The sequence below is a fragment of the Yersinia artesiana genome, from assembly GCF_902726545.1.
GTDB lineage: Bacteria > Pseudomonadota > Gammaproteobacteria > Enterobacterales > Enterobacteriaceae > Yersinia > Yersinia artesiana.
Window position 1 is genome coordinate 67,048 of sequence record NZ_CACVAD010000011.1, and the last position, 21,012, is coordinate 88,059.

The window sequence follows — 21,012 nt, forward strand, 5'->3', positions numbered from 1 at the left end:
GGCTTATATATATTTATATGATTATTAAGACTTTTATCGATATTGAGACTGTATTGCTGGAGGAAAAAACTGGAGGAGGCCTAAAAAAATAATGTTTTCGTGTGTAGAATATCTAAAAGCAGTATTTAGCAGTCCGGATGATTATCTATAAAAAGAGTGAGATAACTCCATAGGAATGCAATTGTATGAAATGACAGAAATAAGTAAATCATATTAAGAATAACCAAAAATAGAGACTAACCGGAGTAATTCCGGCCCTATATCAGGTTTAAATAACTGTGATAGTTTACCGGCGGTGGATCATTATCGGGAGGCTGTAATCGGTGATGCCCGCGTATGGCTGTAGGGGCAAACCCAAAACGTTTGCGAAAACGTTCTGCGAAACGTGATGCACTTTCATAACCGACTTGACTGGCAATGAGTGAAATTGGCCAATCAGTGCCTTGCAATAAACGTAAAGCGCTGGTCATACGGACATCAATCATCAAATCACGTAAGAGTATATTTTCGGCTGCTAATTTTCGCCGCAATACCACTTCACTCATTGCCATATGGTCGGCGACTTCAGCAGCAGACCATATTTTATGTGGATCAGTAGACAGACAACGGCGCACTTTTTCACTTAATAAATGACCATCGTTTAGTTTAAATTTAACACCACGCTGAGCTAACCAAAGTAATAATTCAAGCATACGATGTCTGACGATAGTAGGGGGGATATCACCCACATCGGATATTGCTTTAAATGTATTGCCGAAAGTATTAATAAATTCAGGTGCCAAATCACGCACTGGCATAACCCCAGGTATAACCCCAAGGCCAGCAGAAGCAGGATGATTGGCGAAGGTGGCTATCAAACGAGGATCACAACGGAGTTGATGGCTGAAAAATAACCCATCATCAGATAAGCCATTAATTACATCAACTGTTTGCCCGCTGCTGACTGCAACTATTTCACCCGTTCGGACAATACACTCTTGATTAGCCCAACGAATGACTTTATGCCCACGGTTAACCATAATGAGCAAAGGATGCTCAATATAGACTGATGTAAGGAGTAGCTCTGTATGTTGAATAACATGTGCCGAGCTACCCACCCCGGGACAAAATTTAATTGTACGTTCCATCGATATTCATTTCACAATTTTGGCCTGAGAATATCTTTACGCTTTGAATGGCAGACTAGCAACTTATTTTAATAGAAAATTCACCATCACTGACTATTTTAGCGAAAAGCTGTGGAGTGAGAATAATAGTCAATCAGACATGAAAGGTTGTTACCATCAATAAATTTATTTGTTAAAAACCATAACAATTAAAATTGATTGCTATTTTAATAATTGTAGTTGCAAGCGACAGTTCAGTTACAAATACTATTTTATGGCCATACTAGCTGTAGGTTACTGTATCTCACCTAACAGTACCGCGTGGTCAGGAAACTGGCCGTACGTATTATTTACCGCCTGTTGTTTTGTTGATTGCCCAACCAATTCACTTAATGCATCCAGACGCAGTTGCAATAAACGCTTAATCTCTATTTCATTATCCAAAATAGCTTTTAGCTTCTCCCGTAATAAATCTTGTAGCATTAGCGATGAGCATGAAAAAATAGTGATATTAGTGGTGCTTTCAACAGCTTTAAGGTAAGTCATTTCCAGATCAACCAGCGCATCCCAATTGCCCTCGGTCGCCAGCACTAACATTTGCTCGCTGAGGGTCAGGATTTGTTGATATTCAGACAAAAGGTGCTGGTGACGTTCCATTAAATGGGGTCCTAATCAGGTTGATAATTGGGGCCGATCTGCCGCCAGGCATCCGCAATATTTTCAAGCAGAACCATGACTTCATCAATGGCCTGTTCGTCATTATGCAAATTAGCATGCAGTAAGCGTCGTGACATATAGTCATATAAGGCTGACAAGTTATCTGCCAGTTCGCCACCTTTTTCCATATCCAGTCCTGCACTCAACCCATTATTAATAATGTTAATGGCTTTTGATAACGCAGCACCTTTGGCGGCAGTTTCACCCTGATTGATTAAAATTTTTGCGCGGATCAGGGCGCTTTGCGCCCCGTCGAACAGCATCATGATCAGTTGGTGTGGGCTGGCATTCATGACACCACTTTCCAACCCCACTTTTTGATAAGCCTGAGCTCCTGATTGGCTGTACATAGACTATCCTTATGAACTGAATTGCTGCGTCAAGAAGCTAGCAGTACTGTTTAATGACGTCATCAATTTATCTAATTGGGTAAATTGTGCTTTATAACGCTCAATCGTCGCGGTGATGCTGGCCGTGGTGGCGATCACTTGAGTATCCAGATTTTTTAATGACTTATTGATACCGTCAGTAGCACTTTTCAGCGTGCCTTTACTGCTATCGAGCGCCGTATTGAGCAAATTGTCCATTTGGGTGGCAAACCCGGTAGTTTTACCATCACCAACAAAGAAGCTGGTTACGCCGTTAGGCTTATCTTTCAGCGCCGCATCCAATTTGGTGGAATCAATGACTAATTTGCCATCAATGTCTTGTGTAATCCCCATACTGGCCAGTGTTTTAACATCGCCTGCTTGTGAGGAGGCTAACTGACTTTTTAATTGCGTCTGGATGCTGCGTAATGTTCCGTCACCAACCAGTGCCCCGTTACTGGTTGACTGATCTTTCCCTTGTTCAACCGCAGTATATTTAGTTAAAGAGGCAAAAGTCGTTTGCAATGAGTTATAAGCATCGACAAAACTTTGAACCGCTGCTTTGGTCGCAGTTGCATCGCGGGTAATGTTCAGCTGCTCTGGTTCATCCGTTTTGGTTAAGGCTTTCAAGGTTAATGTCACACCTTGGGGGGCATCGGTAATGGTGTTGCTCTGACGGACAATATCCACGCCATTTACTGTCAATTTTGCATCTTCAGCTGCCACTTTTTGCGTCATGGCACCACTGCCGCCAGTGCTGTCTGGCGTATAGTTCAGAAAGTCATTCAGCGTATCATCGCCAGTGACACTGACCGTCATTTCTGACTGTGTACCCGTGTCTTTCGACGTTAATGCCAGATAATAAGTATTATCATCGGCTTTCATAATACTGGCACTAACACCGGTTTCCTGTTTATTGATAGCATCGCGGATGCCAGCTAAAGAGGTTTGATCACTGGTCAGGCTAATTTCTGTTGGCGTTGTTTTACCCGGTTGGGTAATGGTGATAGTGCGAGTGGCATTATCGTTACCTAATTTATCCGTGGTATTCGCCACCTCAGTCGACAGCAATGACTGTGATTTTGCCAGGTTTGTGACTTCAATACTGTAGTTACCCGCGCTGGCATTACTGTCGGTTACTGCACTGAAAGCAGTATTGGTACCACTGACTGCGGTGCTGGTCAGCGTATCTGCTTTTTTTAAGGCCGCCGATGCCGTTTCAACTTTGGCTAACGCACTTTGCAATACACTAAATGCGGTCAGCTTAGCTTTATAGCTAGTCTGTTGCGTCGTTAACGGTGTAAGTCGTGTTTGCTCTGCAGCCGATAATTGTGACAGCAGTGTATTCAAATCCATTCCAGAACCGGTGCCTAATGCACTGATACTCGCCATGTCTAATCCTTAATATTCAAGTGTCGTTGCAATGGTTATCGGCAAGGAATAAAGAAAGTTTACACATAAAATAGAAATTATGATGGCCGGAATAACAGGGGATAACAGGGTGTTATTTCTGCCATTGAATAAGTGTGTAAATAAAGGAAAGATTACCGTTCAATAATATAAATTTTTAAAATTATTTTGTCGAATAGCTAAAGGTTCCTTGAAGTACGCCGATACAAGTTAGGACGGTGATGAAGCCGTGGGCAGTATGCCCAAACCATAACCCAACAGCATTTAAGGAATAATACTATGGCGGTAATTAACACTAACAGCTTGTCTCTGCTGACTCAGAACAACCTGAACAAATCCCAGTCTTCTTTAGGCACCGCCATTGAGCGTTTGTCTTCTGGTCTGCGTATCAACAGCGCGAAAGATGATGCTGCTGGTCAAGCCATCGCTAACCGTTTCACTTCTAACATCAACGGTCTGACTGTTGCTGCACGTAACGCGAACGACGGTATCTCTATCGCACAAACCGCTGAAGGCGCACTGGGCGAAATCAACAACAACTTGCAGCGTGTACGTGACCTGACCGTTCAGGCGCAAAACAGTTCTAACTCTGCGTCAGATATCGACTCCATCCAGTCTGAAGTTAACCAGCGTATGGAAGAGATTGACCGCGTAACTAAACAAACTGACTTCAACGGTATCAAAGTTCTGGATAACCGTACAGCGGCTGATTCTACTTATTCATTCCAGGTTGGCGCACAAGATGGCCAAAGCATCGGCATCAACATCGGCGCAAGCTCAGGCTGGAACCTGGCAACCGCTGGCGCAGATGGCACTTCTTCTGCTCAAATCAATACCAATGGTTCATTGGCAACGGCTTCTGCCACTTACAATACTGCAGTTGCTCTGGCCGATAGTACTGGCGCTCTGGCTGATACTCGTAATACCGCGGTAGATGCTGCTTTAACCACTAAAGTTGCTTCTTATGCAACTGCAGAAACGGCTAAAACTGCTGCCTATGCAACAGCTCAAGCAACCTATGATGCAAGTATAAAAGATGCCGCAGCTGATACCGCTTTAGCTACTGCTAAAGGTACCGCTGATACAACACTTACTGCTGCTAAAACTGCGGCTGATGGTGTATTCAGTACTGCATCCACTGCAGCGAATAAAACTTTCTCTGATGCACTGAATCCAGCCGGTGATGCAACACTGAAAACTGCGATTGATTCTGCATTAACTGCTCGTGATACAGCTGTTGCTAATGCTATGACGGCTAAAGACACTGCTTACACCGCTGCTGCTGGCTTGGCTACTCCTGAAGCTATCGCGGCTGCAAAAGTTGTTGCTGATAAAGCACTGACTACTGCAACGACGAATGCTAACTCTACATTAACTTCTTCTGTTAGCTCTGCTATCAAAACTCCAGCCACTAAAGCAGCAACTGATGCTGGTGCATTGGTTAACGGCAATCTGCGTAAAGTCGCTGCTGAAGGTTTTGACGTTTTGAAAGGTAAAGTCAACGTTGACGGTACTGCTGTTGGTACTACCCCACTGGCTGACATCGATGCTGCACTGAAAGCGGTTGATACTCAACGTAGCTCACTGGGTGCTTCTCAGAACCGTTTTGAATCTACCATCACTAACCTGAACAACACCACTAACAACCTGACTTCAGCACGTAGCCGCATCCAAGATGCTGATTACTCTACTGAAGTATCTAACATGAGCCGTGCACAGATTCTGCAACAAGCAGGGACTTCTGTACTGGCCCAGGCAAATCAGGTTCCACAAACTGTATTGTCTCTGCTGCGTTAATTATTCCCAAACACAGCATTATTCAACCCCGCCTTTTTCGGCGGGGTTTTTATATTGATATTGACACCATTCTCTTTGGAAATAATCGGCAATATTATTTCCAAAGAGAATAAGTTCAAACTGGGCGCTAATAATCTATTTTTCGTGGTTTTGGTCTCTATTTATCGCTCTATTTTTTCAATGTCAGCAATACGTTAACAGTAAAAGCCATGGGCATAAGTCAAATAGCCGCCTTTTTATAGGCCTATTCAGGCGATTGTCTAACTGACCGGACAGGATAATGGTACGACTCTCTTACCCTTAGGTGCCTGTCTAGTGAGCGATCTGTATACCGCCGAAGGCGTGATGGACAAAAATTCCCTCTGGCAACGCTATGTTCCTCTGGTGCGACATGAGGCATTGCGTTTGCAGGTGCGCCTGCCGGCCAGTGTGGAATTGGATGATTTGTTGCAGGCTGGGGGGATTGGTCTGCTGAATGCTGTTGAGCGTTATGACGCTTTACAAGGAACCGCATTTACCACTTATGCGGTACAGCGTATACGTGGCGCGATGTTGGATGAACTGCGCAGCCGAGATTGGGCGCCACGTAGTGTACGGCGCAATGCACGCGAAGTGGCCAGTGCGATGCAAAAGGTTGAACAACGGCTCGGACGTCCGGCGACTGAGCAGGAAGTCGCGCAAAATCTTGATATTGATCTGACTGAGTACCGCCAGATCTTGTTGGACACCAACAACAGCCAGCTTTTTTCCTATGACGAATGGCGGGAAGAGCATGGCGAAAGCGTCGAACCCATGCTGGAAGGGCATGAAGATGCCAATCCGTTACAGCATTTATTGGAAGGAAATCTGCGCCAACGTGTTATTGAAGCGATCGAGGCTTTGCCGGAACGTGAAAAAATGGTGTTGACGCTGTATTACCAGGAAGAGCTGAACCTGAAAGAAATCGGCGCCGTGCTGGAAGTGGGGGAATCCCGCGTCAGCCAGCTTCATAGCCAGGCGATAAAACGCTTACGCGCCCGCCTGAATAACGACTCATAATTCATTTTCGCTCAGTGATATCACAGTGTTTAACTTTATTAATGCAGGTCTTCTTATGCCAGGACTTCAGCTAAAAAAGCGGCCGCTGAGCCGTTATTTAAAAGATTATAAGCACGGACAAACTCATTGTTCACATTGTCATAAACAACTTGATCGTATGGCGTTGGTTTTCCGCGGACAAATTATCAATAAAGAAGCAATTGCCGGTATGGATCAGCCCATTGATGATCAAGTCTGGTTGAAACTTCAGCATGAATTAACCGCATTGTGCCGTTTTTGTAGTGAAATATATTGCAATAGCGCACCGGGTTATTTCGATATTATGGCGTTCAAACAGTATTTATTTGAACAAACTGAGATGAGTCATAGTACCGTGCGCGAATATGTTGTGCGGTTACGCCGGTTAGATGAAATGCTGGTTGCAACCAATTATCCAGCAGATAAATTCGCCAGCGAAACCATGCATCAACGTATTATTGATGAATTGCCCAATGCAGCACATAACAATTACCGCATTGCTTTGCGTAAGTATGATCAATATTTGGCATGGCAAAAGAGCTACTAAGGTTAATGACGGCGTGTTCTCACTTGAGAAAACTCTGTGTTTTTCATTGAAAGCGCCTCTAATATAAAGCAAAACGATTACGTCATTATCTTCAGTGGTTCCGCGCCCGGCAAGGCTCACCTTAGCCGGGCTTTTTATTATCTCCTATATTCACCTGCGTGATTGCTTACCTACATCTATAATAAAATCAGTGATTATTGATGCCACTTCTGATAAATCTATGTTTTCCCTCCGCACTTGAGCAGGGGTGCTAGCGACGTTTACTGACCCGAGCCGCTGACTTGAGTCAGTCAGTCGGGGATTGGTTTGCTTCTGCCTGTCTGCAACTCGAATTACTTAAGGTAATCGTGGCAGTCATATCATTAATGTCCTGGAGGGCCTGTGACGCTTGAACAAAACTTGAAAAGTTTTCCGCGCCTGGATTTAGTCGGTAATGCTACGCCATTAGAAAAGCTATCTCGTCTTTCTGACTATGTAGGGCGTGAGATCTATATTAAACGTGATGATGTCACACCGCTGGCCCTTGGCGGCAATAAACTACGTAAGCTGGAGTTTTTGGCCGCCGATGCGTTGAGGCAGGGAGCGGATACATTAGTGACTGCGGGGGCTATCCAATCTAACCATGTGCGCCAAACAGCGGCTGTTGCTGCAAAATTGGGGCTACATTGTGTCGCGTTACTTGAGAATCCTATCGGTACCTCACAGGAAAACTATCTGACCAATGGCAATCGATTGCTGTTGGATTTGTTTAATGTTGAAGTGGTGATGTGTGACGGTCTATATGACCCAAACCAGCAATTGGCTGAGTTGGCAACCCGCCTCGAGGCACAAGGTTTTCGCCCGTATATGGTGCCGGTTGGGGGATCTAATGCCTTGGGCGCTCTGGGATATGTGCAGTGTGCATTGGAAATTGCAGATCAATCGGCTGGGAAGGTCGCTTTTAGCTCGGTGGTTGTGGCTTCGGGCAGTGCGGGCACCCATGCGGGGCTGGCTGTTGGGATGCAGCAGCTGCTACCACAAGTGGAACTGATTGGTGTCACGGTATCGCGTAAAGCAGAAGAGCAACTCCCTAAAGTCACTCAGATTCAGCAAGAATTAGCGACATCGCTGGGCATTAATCAGCTGGAGAACATTACGCTGTGGGATGATTATTTCGCGCCGCAATATGGTATGCCGAACGAAGAAGGGCTGGCGGCAATCTCGCTTTTGGCAAGGCTGGAGGGGATATTGCTGGACCCGGTTTATACCGGTAAGGCGATGGCTGGTTTACTTGATGGCCTGGAGCAGAAAAAGTTTCGCGATGATGGCCCCATTTTGTTTATCCATACTGGCGGTGCACCTGCATTATTTGCTTATCATCCGCAGGTGTAATCTTTGGTTATTGCTTATTCCATTTATAGCTATCGTTATTAGTTTATATTTCTTTATTCTATTAACAACACTGATAAAGTTTTGAATATCAAAAGTAAACATCACAGCTGGGGTATTTATGGGCTTTTCAATTGTACGTCGTCGGGTAGTTCTGGGCATGGTGGCGGTTGCACTGGCAACAGGCCTGAATGTGAAGTCATATGCTGCGGGAGACCTGTTAGATAAGGTTAAAGAGCGAGGAACCCTGATTGTCGGGTTGGAAGGAACTTATCCACCGTTCAGCTTCCAGGGTGAAGATGGCAAGCTCACTGGGTTCGAAGTGGATTTTGCCAATGCATTGGCAGAGCATATGGGCGTTAAAGCAAAAATCACCCCGACTAAATGGGATGGTATGCTGGCCTCACTGGAATCTAAGCGTATCGATGTGGCGATTAATCAGGTCACCATTTCAGATGAACGCAAGAAAAAATATGATTTCTCAACGCCTTATACTATTTCAGGTATTCAGGTTTTGACCAAGAAAGGCAATGAAGGCAAGTTCACCAAACCTGAAGATTTGGTGGGTAAGAAAGTGGGCGTGGGTTTGGGCAGTAACTATGAGCAATGGTTACGCGAAAACCTGAAAGATGTTGATATTCGCACCTATGATGATGACCCAACTAAGTATCAAGATCTTCGTGTTGGCCGTACAGATGCCATTCTGGTTGACCGTTTAGCTGCATTGGACTTGGTGAAGAAAACCAACAATACTCTTGCCGCGGCTGGCCCAGCGTTTGCCCGTCAGGAGTCAGGTGTGGCATTGCGTAAAAATAACCCTGAGCTGTTGGCAGCGATCAATCAAGCTATCGCTGAAATGCAAAAAGATGGCACATTGGCCAAAATTTCAGAAAAATATTTTGGCGCGGACGTAACTAAATAATGCAAGAAAGTATTCAACTGGTGCTGGATTCAGCACCATTTTTATTGAAAGGTGCCTGGCTTACTCTCCAACTGAGCTTAGGGGGAATGTTTTTTGGTCTGGCATTAGGTTTTATGTTAGCCATGATGCGGTTATCCCGCTTCTTGCCTTTTTCACTTCTCTCTCGTTTTTACGTTTCTATTTTCCGGGGTACTCCGTTAATTGCTCAACTGTTTATGATTTATTACGGTTTGCCGCAATTTGGCATTGAGCTGGACCCTATGCCAGCAGCCTTAATTGGCTTATCACTGAATACGGCGGCTTATACCTCAGAAACATTACGTGCTGCGATTTCATCGATCGAGAAAGGGCAGTGGGAAGCCGCCGCCAGTATCGGGATGACGCGTTGGCAAACCCTCTACCGCGTTATATTGCCGCAAGCAGGTCGTACCGCACTCCCTCCGCTGGGTAACAGTTTTATCGGTTTGGTCAAAGACACCTCGCTGGCCGCGACCATTCAGGTCCCCGAACTTTTCCGCCAGGCGCAATTGGTGACTTCTCGTACCTTGGAAGTTTTCACTATGTATCTGGCGGCCTCACTGATTTATTGGATCATGGCGACCCTGTTATCAGCATTACAAAATCGTCTGGAAGCCCATGTTAATCGTCAGGATCAGGAGTAGCCATGAGTACCATCGACATTAAAGAGCTGACCAAACAGTTTAAAGGTCAACAGGTACTGCACGGTATCTCGCTTGAAGTGAACAGTGGCGAAGTGGTGGCGATAATCGGGCCAAGTGGTTCAGGTAAAACAACGCTATTACGCAGCATCAATCTGCTTGAGACGCCTGACTCTGGGATTATTCGGGTCGGTGATATAGAGATTGATGGCAGCATCCCCATTAATAAGCAACAACGGCAAGTTCGCGCATTACGACAAAAGGTCGGATTTGTGTTCCAGAGCTTCAATTTATTTCCTCATCGCTCGGTGTTGGAAAATATCATTGAAGGGCCGGTGATTGTGAAGGGCGAAAAACGGTCAGAGGCTGTTAAACGTGCGCGTGAGCTGTTGGCGAAAGTTGGATTAAGTGGCAAGGAAGATGCTTATCCTCGTCGTTTATCCGGTGGGCAACAACAGCGTGTGGCTATCGCGCGTGCACTCGCTATGCAGCCTCAGGTCATTCTATTTGATGAGCCGACATCTGCATTAGACCCAGAGCTGGTGGGTGAGGTATTAAATACCATCCGCGCACTGGCTGAGGAAAAACGGACGATGGTTATCGTCACTCATGAAATGAGTTTTGCCCGAGATGTGGCAGACCGGGCTATTTTTATGGACCACGGTAGGATTGTGGAACAAGGCCCGGCGAAAGAACTGTTTGCTCATCCGCGGCATGAACGCACTCGCCAATTCCTTGATAAATTTTTGAATAATCACTGATAAAAAAGATTTAAGTAGCATTTGTAAAATCATTACGGGGGCAATCATCTGGCCCCCATTTTGTCTTTATGATTATTCACAATGAGAAGAAAATAACGGCTAAAATTTCTTATAATTTATGCGAGTGATTATAGTTATGCAAATGGAGGCTCTTTTCTTAAGATTTTATCAATGATATTTAATACACCTGAGTCATTATTCGAATCGGCCTGGTATTTCGCTATTTTTTTAATACGATCTGGCGCATTCGCCATAGCAAATCCAAAACCGGCATATTGCAACATCTCAACATCATTGCCACCATCACCAAAAGTCACCACTTCTTCATCTTTCACCCCCCATATATTCTGGAGTAATTTAATACCATTAGCCTTATGTACACCGGGAATGATCAGGTCAACGGAACCATGACCACTGGACACCGGTGTGACAATACCGGCTAATTCAGTTTCAATGAACGTCATAAAGTCAGCCAATTTTTCATCGGGTAAACTGATGGCAAACTTGAAAGCAGGTTCATCCACTTGATTGAAGCTGTCGATTATTTTAAGGCGGTGATAATATTTACTCATGGTGGTAAAAAACGCATTATCTGATGAATCGAGCATATAGGCTCCGCTCTTTCCGCAAACAATAACGTCAAGATAGGCTATTGGTAATAGTGTTTTTAGAACTATATCACAATTCTCATCTGATATTACGCCGCAAAAAACCTCTGTATTCTTATTGCTCACGTAAGCACCATTTTCAGCGACAAATGCAATTTCATCAGCGATATCGGGAAAGAATGAGATGAGCTGGTAATATTGGTTACCACTGGCAACAACAAATTTTATTCCATTATCTTTTAATTGTGCATATTGAGCACTAAACCGTTTCCGATCAAAACTCATCTGATCGTTAAGAAAGGTTCCATCCATATCAACGGCAACGATTTTAATACTCATTTTGCTTCCCTCTTTAACATATTGAAGATAGTAGTTTGATAGAAAATATCTTAACTTTATTTATCTAAAAAAAAGCTAGCAAAATTTTGCTAGCTGGTAAAGTTACCATACTCAGTCACAATTTTTCTCTTTAGATAAATCTTTAAAAATATGTTCATGCTGTATTAATTTTTGATGTGGCTATTCCTCGTTGATATATTTCAGCTTAAATGCTCCGACCGTAATAACAAGGAATGTCAGTGCCATAATGGTGAATGCGGTGTAGAGATCAGTTAAGTGGGCAATAAAACCAATCAGTGCCGGCCCACCCAGAACACCGAAGTAACCCAGTGTTGCAACCATGGCAACGGACATATTGACCGGCATGACTTTTTCCTGACCAGCCAGGGTTATCAGTACCGGGACAATATTTGCGGCCCCAATTCCGACGAGCGCGAAACCAAGCAATGTGAATTTCCAGTCGGGGATAATGACCGCAACCGCATACCCGATCATGGCGATGATACTGCTGAAAACCAGCACGCGTTTACGCCCCAAAAGGCTAACAACTTTATCACCAGTGAAACGCATAATTGACATCGTTCCACCGAAAATTGCGAATCCCCAACCTGCATGTGTTATATCAAGGCCCCGATCATTAGTGAGAAAAACGCCGCTCCAATCTAATACCGCACCTTCCGCCATGAAACAAATCATGCACATCAATGCCATTAGCATGAGCCGGAAATTGGGCTTCGGTTTTGTTATTGCTTGCTCAGTAGGTTCTTTATGATCACCAAAGGGGATTAATTCATTGAAAGCCGTCGCGGTAATAATCGCTATGACTGCTATGGCAATGAATGTCACGGAGAGAGGCATCAAACCAAGCGTAAATAATATTGCTCCACCACCAGCCCCCGCAATTGAGCCAACACTGAACAAACAATGAAAACCTGACATGAGTGGTTTATCAGATGATTGCTCAACCAGTGAGCCTTGGACATTAACCGCAACATCAGCCAAGCCAATTCCGGCACCAAAGAAAAATAGGCATAAAGCCATTAAAGGGAATTGATCAATGATTGCCAGGGTCGGCAGGAATATACAGGTTAGGGCGATACCTAATAGCATGATATTTTTACAACCAAAATGGCCGATGAGTCTCCCGGAGAAAAGCATAGCAAGTAGTGAGCCAGTCCCCAGGCAAAGCAGCAGTAATCCTAATGAGCCGGCATCAAAATGCAGACGATTTTGTGCATAGGGTACCAGTGAAGCCCAAAGGCCCATTGCAAACCCGGCGACAAAGAATATTGCCCGAGTAGCGGAGCGTTTAGCATAAGTATCCAGAGTGGTATCGAGTGTAGATCCAGACATTCAGTAGTTACCTTTCTCTGGTTAATGGTTGAAGAATCGAGCCTGTTAGCTATGTAGAAACACTTACTAAAAGACTTATATTAAGTCATAAAATATAATGATGACATTCAGGAAGTCAAGAACATTCTCGCCGTGGAAGATGTTTGTTCGAGGGAATTAAGTAGGGATAGAATACGAGCACAGATATGAGATTTTTAGTGTTAAGCCTGGGTTTCCAGCATCATTGGATGTAGGTCAGGGTTAACTGTCAAAGACTCTAAAATTATTGTAGGCATCAAGGGTATATTCAGATATACCTTTATGATAATCAGATTTTATACAATCGCGATAAACAAAATGAGGAATGTGTTTGCTGTCGAATTTTTTTAATAACTCAATAGTTAACGCATCAATACATGCCTGATTTATGTTATTCCCTGATATTGCTATGGTGACCGGATTAATTATAACAATTAAAGATGAAGTGATATGGAGAAGTCTTTCAAATTCGGGACTCTGACCAGAATTAGTATTCATTCCGGTGGTTAAATTATCATAGAAGGGCAGTTTTGATACTTCTCCAGCAAATTGGCTTGCCCCACGTAGCATTTTTCCAGAAATAACGATGCCACAACCTGCGCAATGTCTTGGAGGCATGAAAATGTAAGCAATAGGGTCAGTTATATCGCGACAATCATTTCGATAAAAGCCAAATGCAGTGTAATTCATATCATTACCCACTTGGACAAAAATACCTAATTGACTATTTAACCGTTCAGCGATATCCAGTCCTTCTAAGTGAGTAATATCGCAAGTCAGGACTTTCCCATCGACCACAACGCCGGGGAGGCCAAGGCCTAATGCCTTGATATTAGGATGTTTATCTATTATCTCTTTAATATGGTTAATTAATGTTTCTACAGTCAGTCTATTATAGACTTCATTATATTCTTGAATTTTTTTGCCATCGGCCGAGGTGAGATAAGACGAAATAACGCCGCTGTCATTTGTACCTTCGGCATAGACACTTAATATACTGAAGTAATTTGGGTTATAGATATAACGTTTGGCTGGTCGACCACCGCGTGATTCATCGAGAGATTCCTCGATAACTTCTCCCTCAGAACACAATTCATTCAGTATCGTGCCACAGGTTGCTAAGCTTAAGCCCGTTTGAGCAGATATATCACCTTTAGTTGCGGACACCAGTGATTTTAATGTACCCGTCACCAGCATGATATTTTTTTTCTTCATCTGTTTGGTGGTATTAATCAGCACTGTAGTCATTTTTTTTACCAAAAATTTAGCTGGAAGAAATATAGCATGTTCGTATTTATGAATAAATAATTATCATGGTCTTCGCCGGATGTTACAGTGTTTAACATGAGTGATAAGCTTCTTATGCTTGTCGAGAGATATTGATAGCATTAGAGTTAAGTTAACTGTGATGGATGAGAATAATATATGACGAGTAAAAAAAGAGGGATAGGTTACATCGCCATCGTGGTTGATGATTACGATAAAGCGATTGAATATTACACTGAGAAATTGGGTTTCTTTTTGAGGGAAGATGAGCCGCAGCCTGGGAAGCGATGGGTATCGGTTTCACCTACAGAAGATAGTGAGTGTCGTTTATTGCTGGCTCGTGCATCTAATGATAATCAAGCAGTATTTATTGGCAATCAATGTGGCGGACGAGTATTTCTTTTTCTTGAGACTGAAGACTTCTGGCGTGATTACCAATTAATGAAGTCGAAAGGGGTGACGTTTTGCGAGGAACCGCGTAAAGAAGCCTATGGTATGGTCGTGGTATTTGAAGATATCTACGGCAACCGCTGGGATCTCTACCAAAAATAGAACTCACATTGCGGATCAGAAAGTAAAACCCACATTAGGCGAGTTGTAACACCAGTCACTGGTTTAATTGGAGACTGAAAAGAGCGAAAGGGGATTGCTGTGAGTATAAATAAGGTTACATTGCAGCGGGTCTATGATGCTGAACCACCTTATCAGGCCCATACTTTCTTGGTTGACCGCTTATGGCCGCGTGGAATCAGTAAAGCACGCCTGGAGGGGGGCGTATGGTTAAAAGAGGTTGCGCCGGATAACGCTTTGCGGCAATGGTTTCATCAACATTTGGATTGGCCGGAATTTGTTAGACGCTATCAGGATCAGCTCAATAACTCTACCGCTTGGGAACCTTTGTTGGCGGTGTTGCAACAGCATCCGATCACGTTGTTATATGGCAGTCGTGATGCGCAAAATAATCAGGCAGTAGTTTTGCGTGATTTTCTGCTGGGGAAACTCAGTCCGTAGGTTTGTTTATCAACCTACGGGCTGAATATTTTATTTAGCCCGCTGACTTTTGTCCGTACAACTCAGCAGGTTGCACTGTTTTAGCTCCGCTTTCTTTAACTGGCATATCTCTATGTTCAGCGGCAACCTCTCGAGCGCGTTTACGTAAGCTAAACCAGCCAATGACGAGCAATACGGCGATGACAGGTAAAGTTGCAACGGTCCAGGTACCATTCGGATAGTCTAATGCCATCATGACTAATACACTGGCCAGGAAAAGCAGGGTTAGCCAGGATGTCACGGGGGCGCCAGGCATCTTGAAGGCAACCGGTTTGGCTGTACCGTTCTTTATTGCCTGACGTAACTTCATCTGACACACAATAATGAATGCCCATGAGCTAATAATCCCAAGTGATGCAATATTCAAAACAATCTCAAATACCTGTGATGGGACGAGAAAGTTGAGTACAACACCAAAAACATAGATACCGACAGTCACCAGTATTCCGGCATAAGGAACTGATTGGGGGCTCATTTTTGACATGAACTTGGGGGCTGAACCGCCCATCGATAATGAGCGCAGAATGCGACCTGTAGAATATAGCCCAGAGTTCAGGCTGGAAAGAGCGGCGGATAGCACCACTATATTCATGATTGTCCCAATATAAGGAACGCCTAAGTTACTGAAGAATGTCACAAAAGGGCTTTGACCTGCCTGATAGGCATTCCAAGGTAATAAGCATACCAGCAGAACCACTGAGCCGACATAAAACAGGCCAATACGTAAAATCACACTGTTGATCGCTTTGGGCAGCATTTTCTCTGGGTCTTTGCACTCCCCGGCTGCGGTGCCAATTAACTCGATACCAGCAAAAGCAAATATGACTCCCTGGACTAATACCAGTGCGGGCAGTAATCCGTGGGGGAAAAATCCGCCATTATCAGTTATCAGATGCATACCGGACGAGTGCTCACCAACACTTTGGCCAGTCCCAAGAAAGATAACCCCGACGATCAGAAATAGGGAGATGGCGGCGACTTTGATCAGTGCGAACCAGAATTCCATCTCTGCAAACCATTTAACACCAATCATATTCATGGTGGCGACAATTGAAAGTGCGCCTAACGCAAACAGCCATTGAGGGACATCAGAGAAGGTGCCCCAGTAATGCATGTAGAGTGCAACAGCGGTAATATCAACAATCCCAGTCATTGCCCAGTTGAGAAAATACATCCATCCAGCAACATAGGATGCTTTTTCGCCGAGAAACTCGCGAGCATAAGAAACAAAACTACCACTGGAGGGGCGGTGTAAAATCAGTTCGCCGAGGGCCCGGAGAATAAAAAATGAGAAAACCCCGCAGACCAAATAAACTAATGCTAATGCTGGGCCTGCCATTTGCAAACGAGCACCTGTGCCTAAAAATAGGCCGGTACCAATAGAACCGCCGATCGCTATCATCTGTATATGACGTCGGCCCATACTTTTGTGATAGCCAGTATCATGAGAATCTAACCAGCGTTTTTTCGCGTCGTGATGGGTTTTTGCAGAGTGCTTTCCTGACATCATAGACATTCCCTATTTTCCTGTCTGTTGTGCAATCATCGTGAATGTATTACTGCAACTGATTGCTAAAGGTTAATGCATAAATAGCGTCTTAGCGCCTTCACTTGTTATGGCTTTGAACATTACTCTTGAATTATGGGAGGGCATGCTATCGTTTCTATCGTGATGAGGCAAAAAAATATTAACTTATAAATTATTTTTTTTGCGGTATTAACGAAGTCACTAATTGAAAAGCTAAGGTTAATTTATAATCACACCACATGCTTTCATATTAAAACATTTATTGTAACTATTGATTGGTTTTAGAGAAATTTGTAACTGGTTGTTATGTAAATGAATGTGGGGGGCGCGTTTTTTACTATAAATCTATTCTATATATTTCCTATCGATACTGTTTTTAGCCTGACTTTATCTTTTATTACTATCACTTTGCATTAAGTTTCAGTTGATCTTAATTAATTAAGGTAGGCGCTATTTTTTTATAAAGATATTCTTTTTATATGCATGATTTATCTTTTTACACAAAGTCTATGATTTGACATCGGTTCTATAGGTGTTATTAATTATGATCAATAAACCTAATTAGCAATAAGGTATTCAAATGTTTTTTTAGTAATGGCATTACAACCGGCATATTTTATTGGATACCGGTTGTTTTTGATAATTGAGTTCTGTTTGGCGCTAATGCTATTGGCAATACTGCTTTAATACCTCCTGTTGATTGGGCAAGAGTTTATAGAGATAAACCGGCCGCCCGGTTGCACCATACAGAACTTTAGTGCTCAGAACTTCAGTATCGGAAAGGTAAATTAAATATTTACGGCAAGAAACGCGTGAAATACCAATAGCATTTGCCATCTGCTCCGTTGAGAATTCCCCATCTTGTACTTCCAGAATCCATTCACACACAGTGCGCAGTGTTTGCGCTGTTAGCCCTTTGGGTAGTTTCTTCCGCTCGATCGGAGCGGCATTACTGCGCCGTAATAAGGAATCGACATCTTCTTGTGCGCAATATTCACGCTGTCCCAGCAAACTCTGTTTTTCACGATAAGTCGACAGTGCTTCTTCAAAGCGTGAGAATTGGAACGGCTTAATTAAGTAATCCACTACTCCGTATTGCAGCGCTCTTTTGATGGTATTCACATCAGTCGCAGATGAAATAACAATAACATCAGTATGCTCACTGAATTCACGTAGAACTGGCAGCAAGTCTAATCCATTGTCCTGACGCATGAAAACATCCAACAGGACCAGGTGAATAGGCTGTTCCGCTGCTATCACATGATCCCGAGCCTGCTGCAAACTGGAGACCGAACCGCAGCAGTTGAAGCCCGCTACCTGGCTCAAATAACACTTGTTCAGCTCAGCTACCATTGCATCATCATCTACTATTAATACATTAATCATGATTTACCGCGCTGATGTTGTTGGAATAATTGTCACTGGAGGTCATATTATTTGAGGTTACATCGTAGGGAAGGTTGATAAAGAATTGGGTAAAAACACCCGCTTCGGAATCGAACTCAATATTGCCGCCAATACTTTCCAGGCTCTGACGAACCAGGCTCAAACCGATGCCGTGTTCATTTCCTTTTGTGGAAAAACCATTATCAAAAATACTGTCTTGCAACTCGGTGGCAATACCCGGCCCATCATCACTGACAACGCAATGTACTCGGCCATTTTGATAATGGAAGCTGACGTTAATTTCTCGTTGAGACAGGTTGCCAATGGCTTCCATGGCGTTCTCAAGCAGATTGCCCAAAACTGTAATTAAGGTGGTCGTTATTTGCTCATTATCGGTGTCGGGTAATAGGCTATCATCACTGATGGATAATGTGATGCCCAAATCGCGTGCCCGATTGATTTTCCCCAGCAGGAAACCGGCAATGACTGGGGATTTTATTTTGCGCAGTAGAGAGCCAATCTCCGCCTGATAATTATTCGATGTTTTAACAATATAATCTTCAAGTTGCTGATAATACTTCATATGTAATAAACCCAAAATCACATGGAGTTTATTCATAAATTCGTGCGACTGTGCTCGTAAGGCATCAGCATAATGCACCATGCCGGTGAGGCGTTGCATCAATTGACTCACTTCGGTTTTATCACGGAAAGTGGCGATTGCGCCGATAATATCGCCTTTTACCATCACAGGAACAGTATTGGTCAGTAATATGCTGCCATTAAAGTTTATTTCTTCATCACGTCGGGCAATCCCGGTTTCCAAAACCTGCTCTAAGTACAAACGCACTGGCCAATACTTGCTGGCGCTACTGAGTAATAAATTTTCCATCGGCCCACTTTGTTTAAATAAGCGTTTCGCCTCATGATTTACCACGGTAATGCGCGAATTGGCATCGACTGCGATGACGCCTTCTTTAATCGATTGCAGCATGGCGTTACGCTGTTCAAATAAGTTGGAGATCTCGTAGGGTTCAAAACCCAACATAATTCTTTTCAGTACCTTGACTAAAAACCAGGTGCCGAGTGAGCCAATCAGTGCCCCAAATAATATGGTCCAGGGGATAGTCCAGCGGGTTTCACTGACCACCGAGTCAATGTTGGTAAGCGAAATCCCTATCGCAACGACGCCTATTTGTTTGCCGTGAGGTTCATAAACAGGAATAAAAATACGCAATGCTCTTTCCAGTACACCTTGATTTATCGCGCTGTTTTCTTTGCCTAGTAGCGCTGGTTCTAAATCATCGCCGATAAAATGCTGTCCGATCATCTCAGTATTAGGATGTGAATAACGAATGCCGTTCATATCAGTAACAACAATGAATAGCAGGTTATTCGCTTGCTGAACTTGACTGGTATAAGCCTGAATGTGTTTCCCGGCTTCAGGGTCAGTTAATCCGTGAATGATGGTGGGGGAAAAAGAGAGAGCCCGGGCGACGGCAACCGCTTTGTCTTGCAAACCCTCTTGCGCCATCTTGCTGAGTTGAACGAAGAACAGCGTGTGAACCACCAATAACACGGAAATAATCACTGCTGCAACCATGAGGGTGATAGACGTACTGAGTCGTAACGGCACTTTTTGCTTTCCAGCCGTTGTTGCATTGTTCATGTCATGCTCCAGAAACAGCGGCCTGCGTGATCTTCAGACATCCAGATTGATGAGATGGGTGCTGTATCAAAAGTTGCAAATAAAAATGATGCAAACGAAATTACCCTGTAGTTTACGCCGTTTATTTATTAGGGCGCTAAGACTTGGGGCGACTTTAACTACATCGCGAGGTATATAGTTGTCAAATTTCCCTCCTTTGTCGGGGCGGTATGCATGACAAGAGGAGGGCAGGCTATTTATCGATCAATCAGCTTGACGCACGGCTGGGGCGATAATCAGTTCGATCTCTTTAGTGGTCAGTTCTTCATGGGCTATAGGTGTCAAACCGGTGTCAGTAATCACTGCATCAAAGTCAGTAAGAGGTAAGGCTAAATAAGTGGCAACTTTGCCGTATTTTGATGCATCAGCCAGTAGCACGCGCTTGCTACTAACCTCACTAACCGCCCGTTTTACCACAACTTTGTCTTCGTCCGGTGTTGATATGCCACGGGGCCCCCAGCAGGATGCTGAAATAAAGGCGATATCAATGGATAAATTTCGTAGCGTGCGGGCGGCGGCATCCCCGACACAAGAACGGTTTTCGCGGCATAATGTGCCACCGGAGTGGATCATTTTACATTGGCAGGATTCAATCAAAAAATTCGCGATAACAAAGTCATTGGTGACCACCAATAAATCATCCCTGGCTTCCAACTGCCGTGCCAACGCCAATGTGGTGGTTCCTGCATCAAGATAAATACAGCTATTCCGTGGAATATGCAGCGCTGCCGCCATACCAATGGCGTTTTTCTGACTGCTGTACATGAGTGTTTTGTCTTGATGAGAGGGCTCGGTCGCCAGTCGCTCAGTTGAACGTACGCCGCCCGAAACGGATAAAACGGCACCTTGCTCTTCCAATTTTTGCACGTCACGACGTATGGTCATATGCGATACACCTAAACGTTCGGTCAGTTCAGCAATGCTGACGACGCCGCGTTCGGCAACCAGTGCCAGTATCTGTTGATGGCGTTCAACGGGTATCACGTTCGCTCCTTATTCAGTTTGCTCATTACATGGCAATGGTAATTAATGTGATTATACGTCA

At 44.0% G+C, this 21,012-nt stretch carries 20 protein-coding genes; 9 read left to right on the forward strand and 11 right to left on the reverse strand.

All coding sequences use genetic code 11. The features are described from left to right. Positions 1-257 precede the first annotated feature (257 nt). The 4 genes from HU019_RS05265 to fliD form a co-directional block, all read right to left on the reverse strand. The gene (locus tag HU019_RS05265; protein WP_174849203.1) at positions 258-1,127 is read right to left on the reverse strand and encodes a helix-turn-helix transcriptional regulator; all 870 of its coding nucleotides are present in this window, start codon (positions 1,125-1,127) and stop codon (positions 258-260) included. 273 nt (positions 1,128-1,400) lie between these two features. After that, positions 1,401-1,763: a flagella biosynthesis regulatory protein FliT gene (gene fliT, locus HU019_RS05270; RefSeq protein ID WP_174849202.1), complete on the reverse strand. Its 363-nt coding sequence runs from the start codon at positions 1,761-1,763 to the stop codon at positions 1,401-1,403. Between the two features lie 11 nt (positions 1,764-1,774). Continuing rightward, positions 1,775-2,173, reverse strand: a complete 399-nt coding sequence (gene fliS, locus HU019_RS05275) for a flagellar export chaperone FliS (protein WP_174849201.1) — start codon at positions 2,171-2,173, stop codon at positions 1,775-1,777. Positions 2,174-2,182: 9 nt separating this feature from the next. Further along, a complete protein-coding gene (fliD, locus tag HU019_RS05280) occupies positions 2,183-3,583 on the reverse strand; it encodes a flagellar filament capping protein FliD (protein ID WP_174849200.1) in 1,401 nt (466 codons plus the stop codon). A 297-nt stretch (positions 3,584-3,880) separates the two neighbouring features. Between fliD and HU019_RS05285 the strand changes: the two genes are divergently transcribed. From HU019_RS05285 to tcyN, 7 genes are all read left to right on the forward strand, one after another. Next, complete coding sequence (locus HU019_RS05285; protein ID WP_174849199.1) at positions 3,881-5,398, forward strand: flagellin N-terminal helical domain-containing protein; 1,518 nt, start codon at positions 3,881-3,883, stop codon at positions 5,396-5,398. A gap of 315 nt (positions 5,399-5,713) precedes the next feature. Continuing rightward, entirely contained in the window at positions 5,714-6,436 is a 723-nt protein-coding gene (locus HU019_RS05290; RefSeq protein ID WP_005160341.1) for an RNA polymerase sigma factor FliA, read from the forward strand. A gap of 55 nt (positions 6,437-6,491) precedes the next feature. Then, on the forward strand, positions 6,492-7,001 hold the full coding sequence (gene fliZ / locus HU019_RS05295) for a flagella biosynthesis regulatory protein FliZ (RefSeq protein WP_174849198.1): 510 nt from the start codon (positions 6,492-6,494) through the stop codon (positions 6,999-7,001). Positions 7,002-7,382: 381 nt separating this feature from the next. After that, a complete protein-coding gene (locus tag HU019_RS05300; protein ID WP_174849197.1) occupies positions 7,383-8,372 on the forward strand; it encodes a D-cysteine desulfhydrase in 990 nt (329 codons plus the stop codon). A gap of 118 nt (positions 8,373-8,490) precedes the next feature. After that, positions 8,491-9,291, forward strand: coding sequence for a cystine ABC transporter substrate-binding protein (tcyJ, locus tag HU019_RS05305; protein ID WP_174849196.1), 801 nt, complete (start codon positions 8,491-8,493; stop codon positions 9,289-9,291). After that, positions 9,291-9,953 (forward strand): cystine ABC transporter permease, encoded by a 663-nt coding sequence (gene tcyL / locus HU019_RS05310; protein ID WP_174849195.1) that lies wholly within the window; start codon positions 9,291-9,293, stop codon positions 9,951-9,953. Before tcyJ ends, tcyL begins: the two co-directional genes overlap by 1 nt. Before the next feature lie 2 nt (positions 9,954-9,955). Next, a complete protein-coding gene (tcyN, locus tag HU019_RS05315; RefSeq protein ID WP_174849194.1) occupies positions 9,956-10,711 on the forward strand; it encodes an L-cystine ABC transporter ATP-binding protein TcyN in 756 nt (251 codons plus the stop codon). A 134-nt stretch (positions 10,712-10,845) separates the two neighbouring features. On the opposite strand, the gene HU019_RS05320 is transcribed toward tcyN, so the two are convergent. The 3 genes from HU019_RS05320 to HU019_RS05330 all read right to left on the reverse strand — a co-directional run bounded on the left by HU019_RS05320 (position 10,846) and on the right by HU019_RS05330 (position 14,277). Next, the gene (locus HU019_RS05320) at positions 10,846-11,658 is read right to left on the reverse strand and encodes a Cof-type HAD-IIB family hydrolase (RefSeq protein ID WP_174849193.1); all 813 of its coding nucleotides are present in this window, start codon (positions 11,656-11,658) and stop codon (positions 10,846-10,848) included. Between the two features lie 180 nt (positions 11,659-11,838). Further along, positions 11,839-13,011 (reverse strand): MFS transporter, encoded by a 1,173-nt coding sequence (locus tag HU019_RS05325; RefSeq protein WP_174849192.1) that lies wholly within the window; start codon positions 13,009-13,011, stop codon positions 11,839-11,841. 240 nt (positions 13,012-13,251) lie between these two features. Further along, positions 13,252-14,277 (reverse strand): ROK family protein, encoded by a 1,026-nt coding sequence (locus HU019_RS05330; RefSeq protein ID WP_174849191.1) that lies wholly within the window; start codon positions 14,275-14,277, stop codon positions 13,252-13,254. A 177-nt stretch (positions 14,278-14,454) separates the two neighbouring features. Between HU019_RS05330 and HU019_RS05335 the strand changes: the two genes are divergently transcribed. After that, entirely contained in the window at positions 14,455-14,847 is a 393-nt protein-coding gene (locus HU019_RS05335; RefSeq protein ID WP_174849190.1) for a VOC family protein, read from the forward strand. A 99-nt stretch (positions 14,848-14,946) separates the two neighbouring features. Beyond that, a complete protein-coding gene (locus HU019_RS05340) occupies positions 14,947-15,306 on the forward strand; it encodes a DUF488 domain-containing protein (RefSeq protein ID WP_174849189.1) in 360 nt (119 codons plus the stop codon). 34 nt (positions 15,307-15,340) lie between these two features. Here HU019_RS05340 and ansP read toward each other — a convergent pair whose 3' ends face one another. The 4 genes from ansP to ygbI all read right to left on the reverse strand — a co-directional run bounded on the left by ansP (position 15,341) and on the right by ygbI (position 20,951). Beyond that, positions 15,341-16,855, reverse strand: coding sequence for an L-asparagine permease (ansP, locus tag HU019_RS05345; RefSeq protein WP_174849239.1), 1,515 nt, complete (start codon positions 16,853-16,855; stop codon positions 15,341-15,343). A gap of 684 nt (positions 16,856-17,539) precedes the next feature. Then, positions 17,540-18,259, reverse strand: coding sequence for a two-component system response regulator DcuR (dcuR, locus tag HU019_RS05350; RefSeq protein WP_174850034.1), 720 nt, complete (start codon positions 18,257-18,259; stop codon positions 17,540-17,542). Then, a complete protein-coding gene (locus tag HU019_RS05355; RefSeq protein ID WP_174850035.1) occupies positions 18,252-19,928 on the reverse strand; it encodes a sensor histidine kinase in 1,677 nt (558 codons plus the stop codon). Before HU019_RS05355 ends, dcuR begins: the two co-directional genes overlap by 8 nt. A 243-nt stretch (positions 19,929-20,171) precedes the next feature. Then, complete coding sequence (gene ygbI, locus HU019_RS05360; RefSeq protein ID WP_174850036.1) at positions 20,172-20,951, reverse strand: DNA-binding transcriptional repressor YgbI; 780 nt, start codon at positions 20,949-20,951, stop codon at positions 20,172-20,174. Positions 20,952-21,012 lie beyond the last annotated feature (61 nt).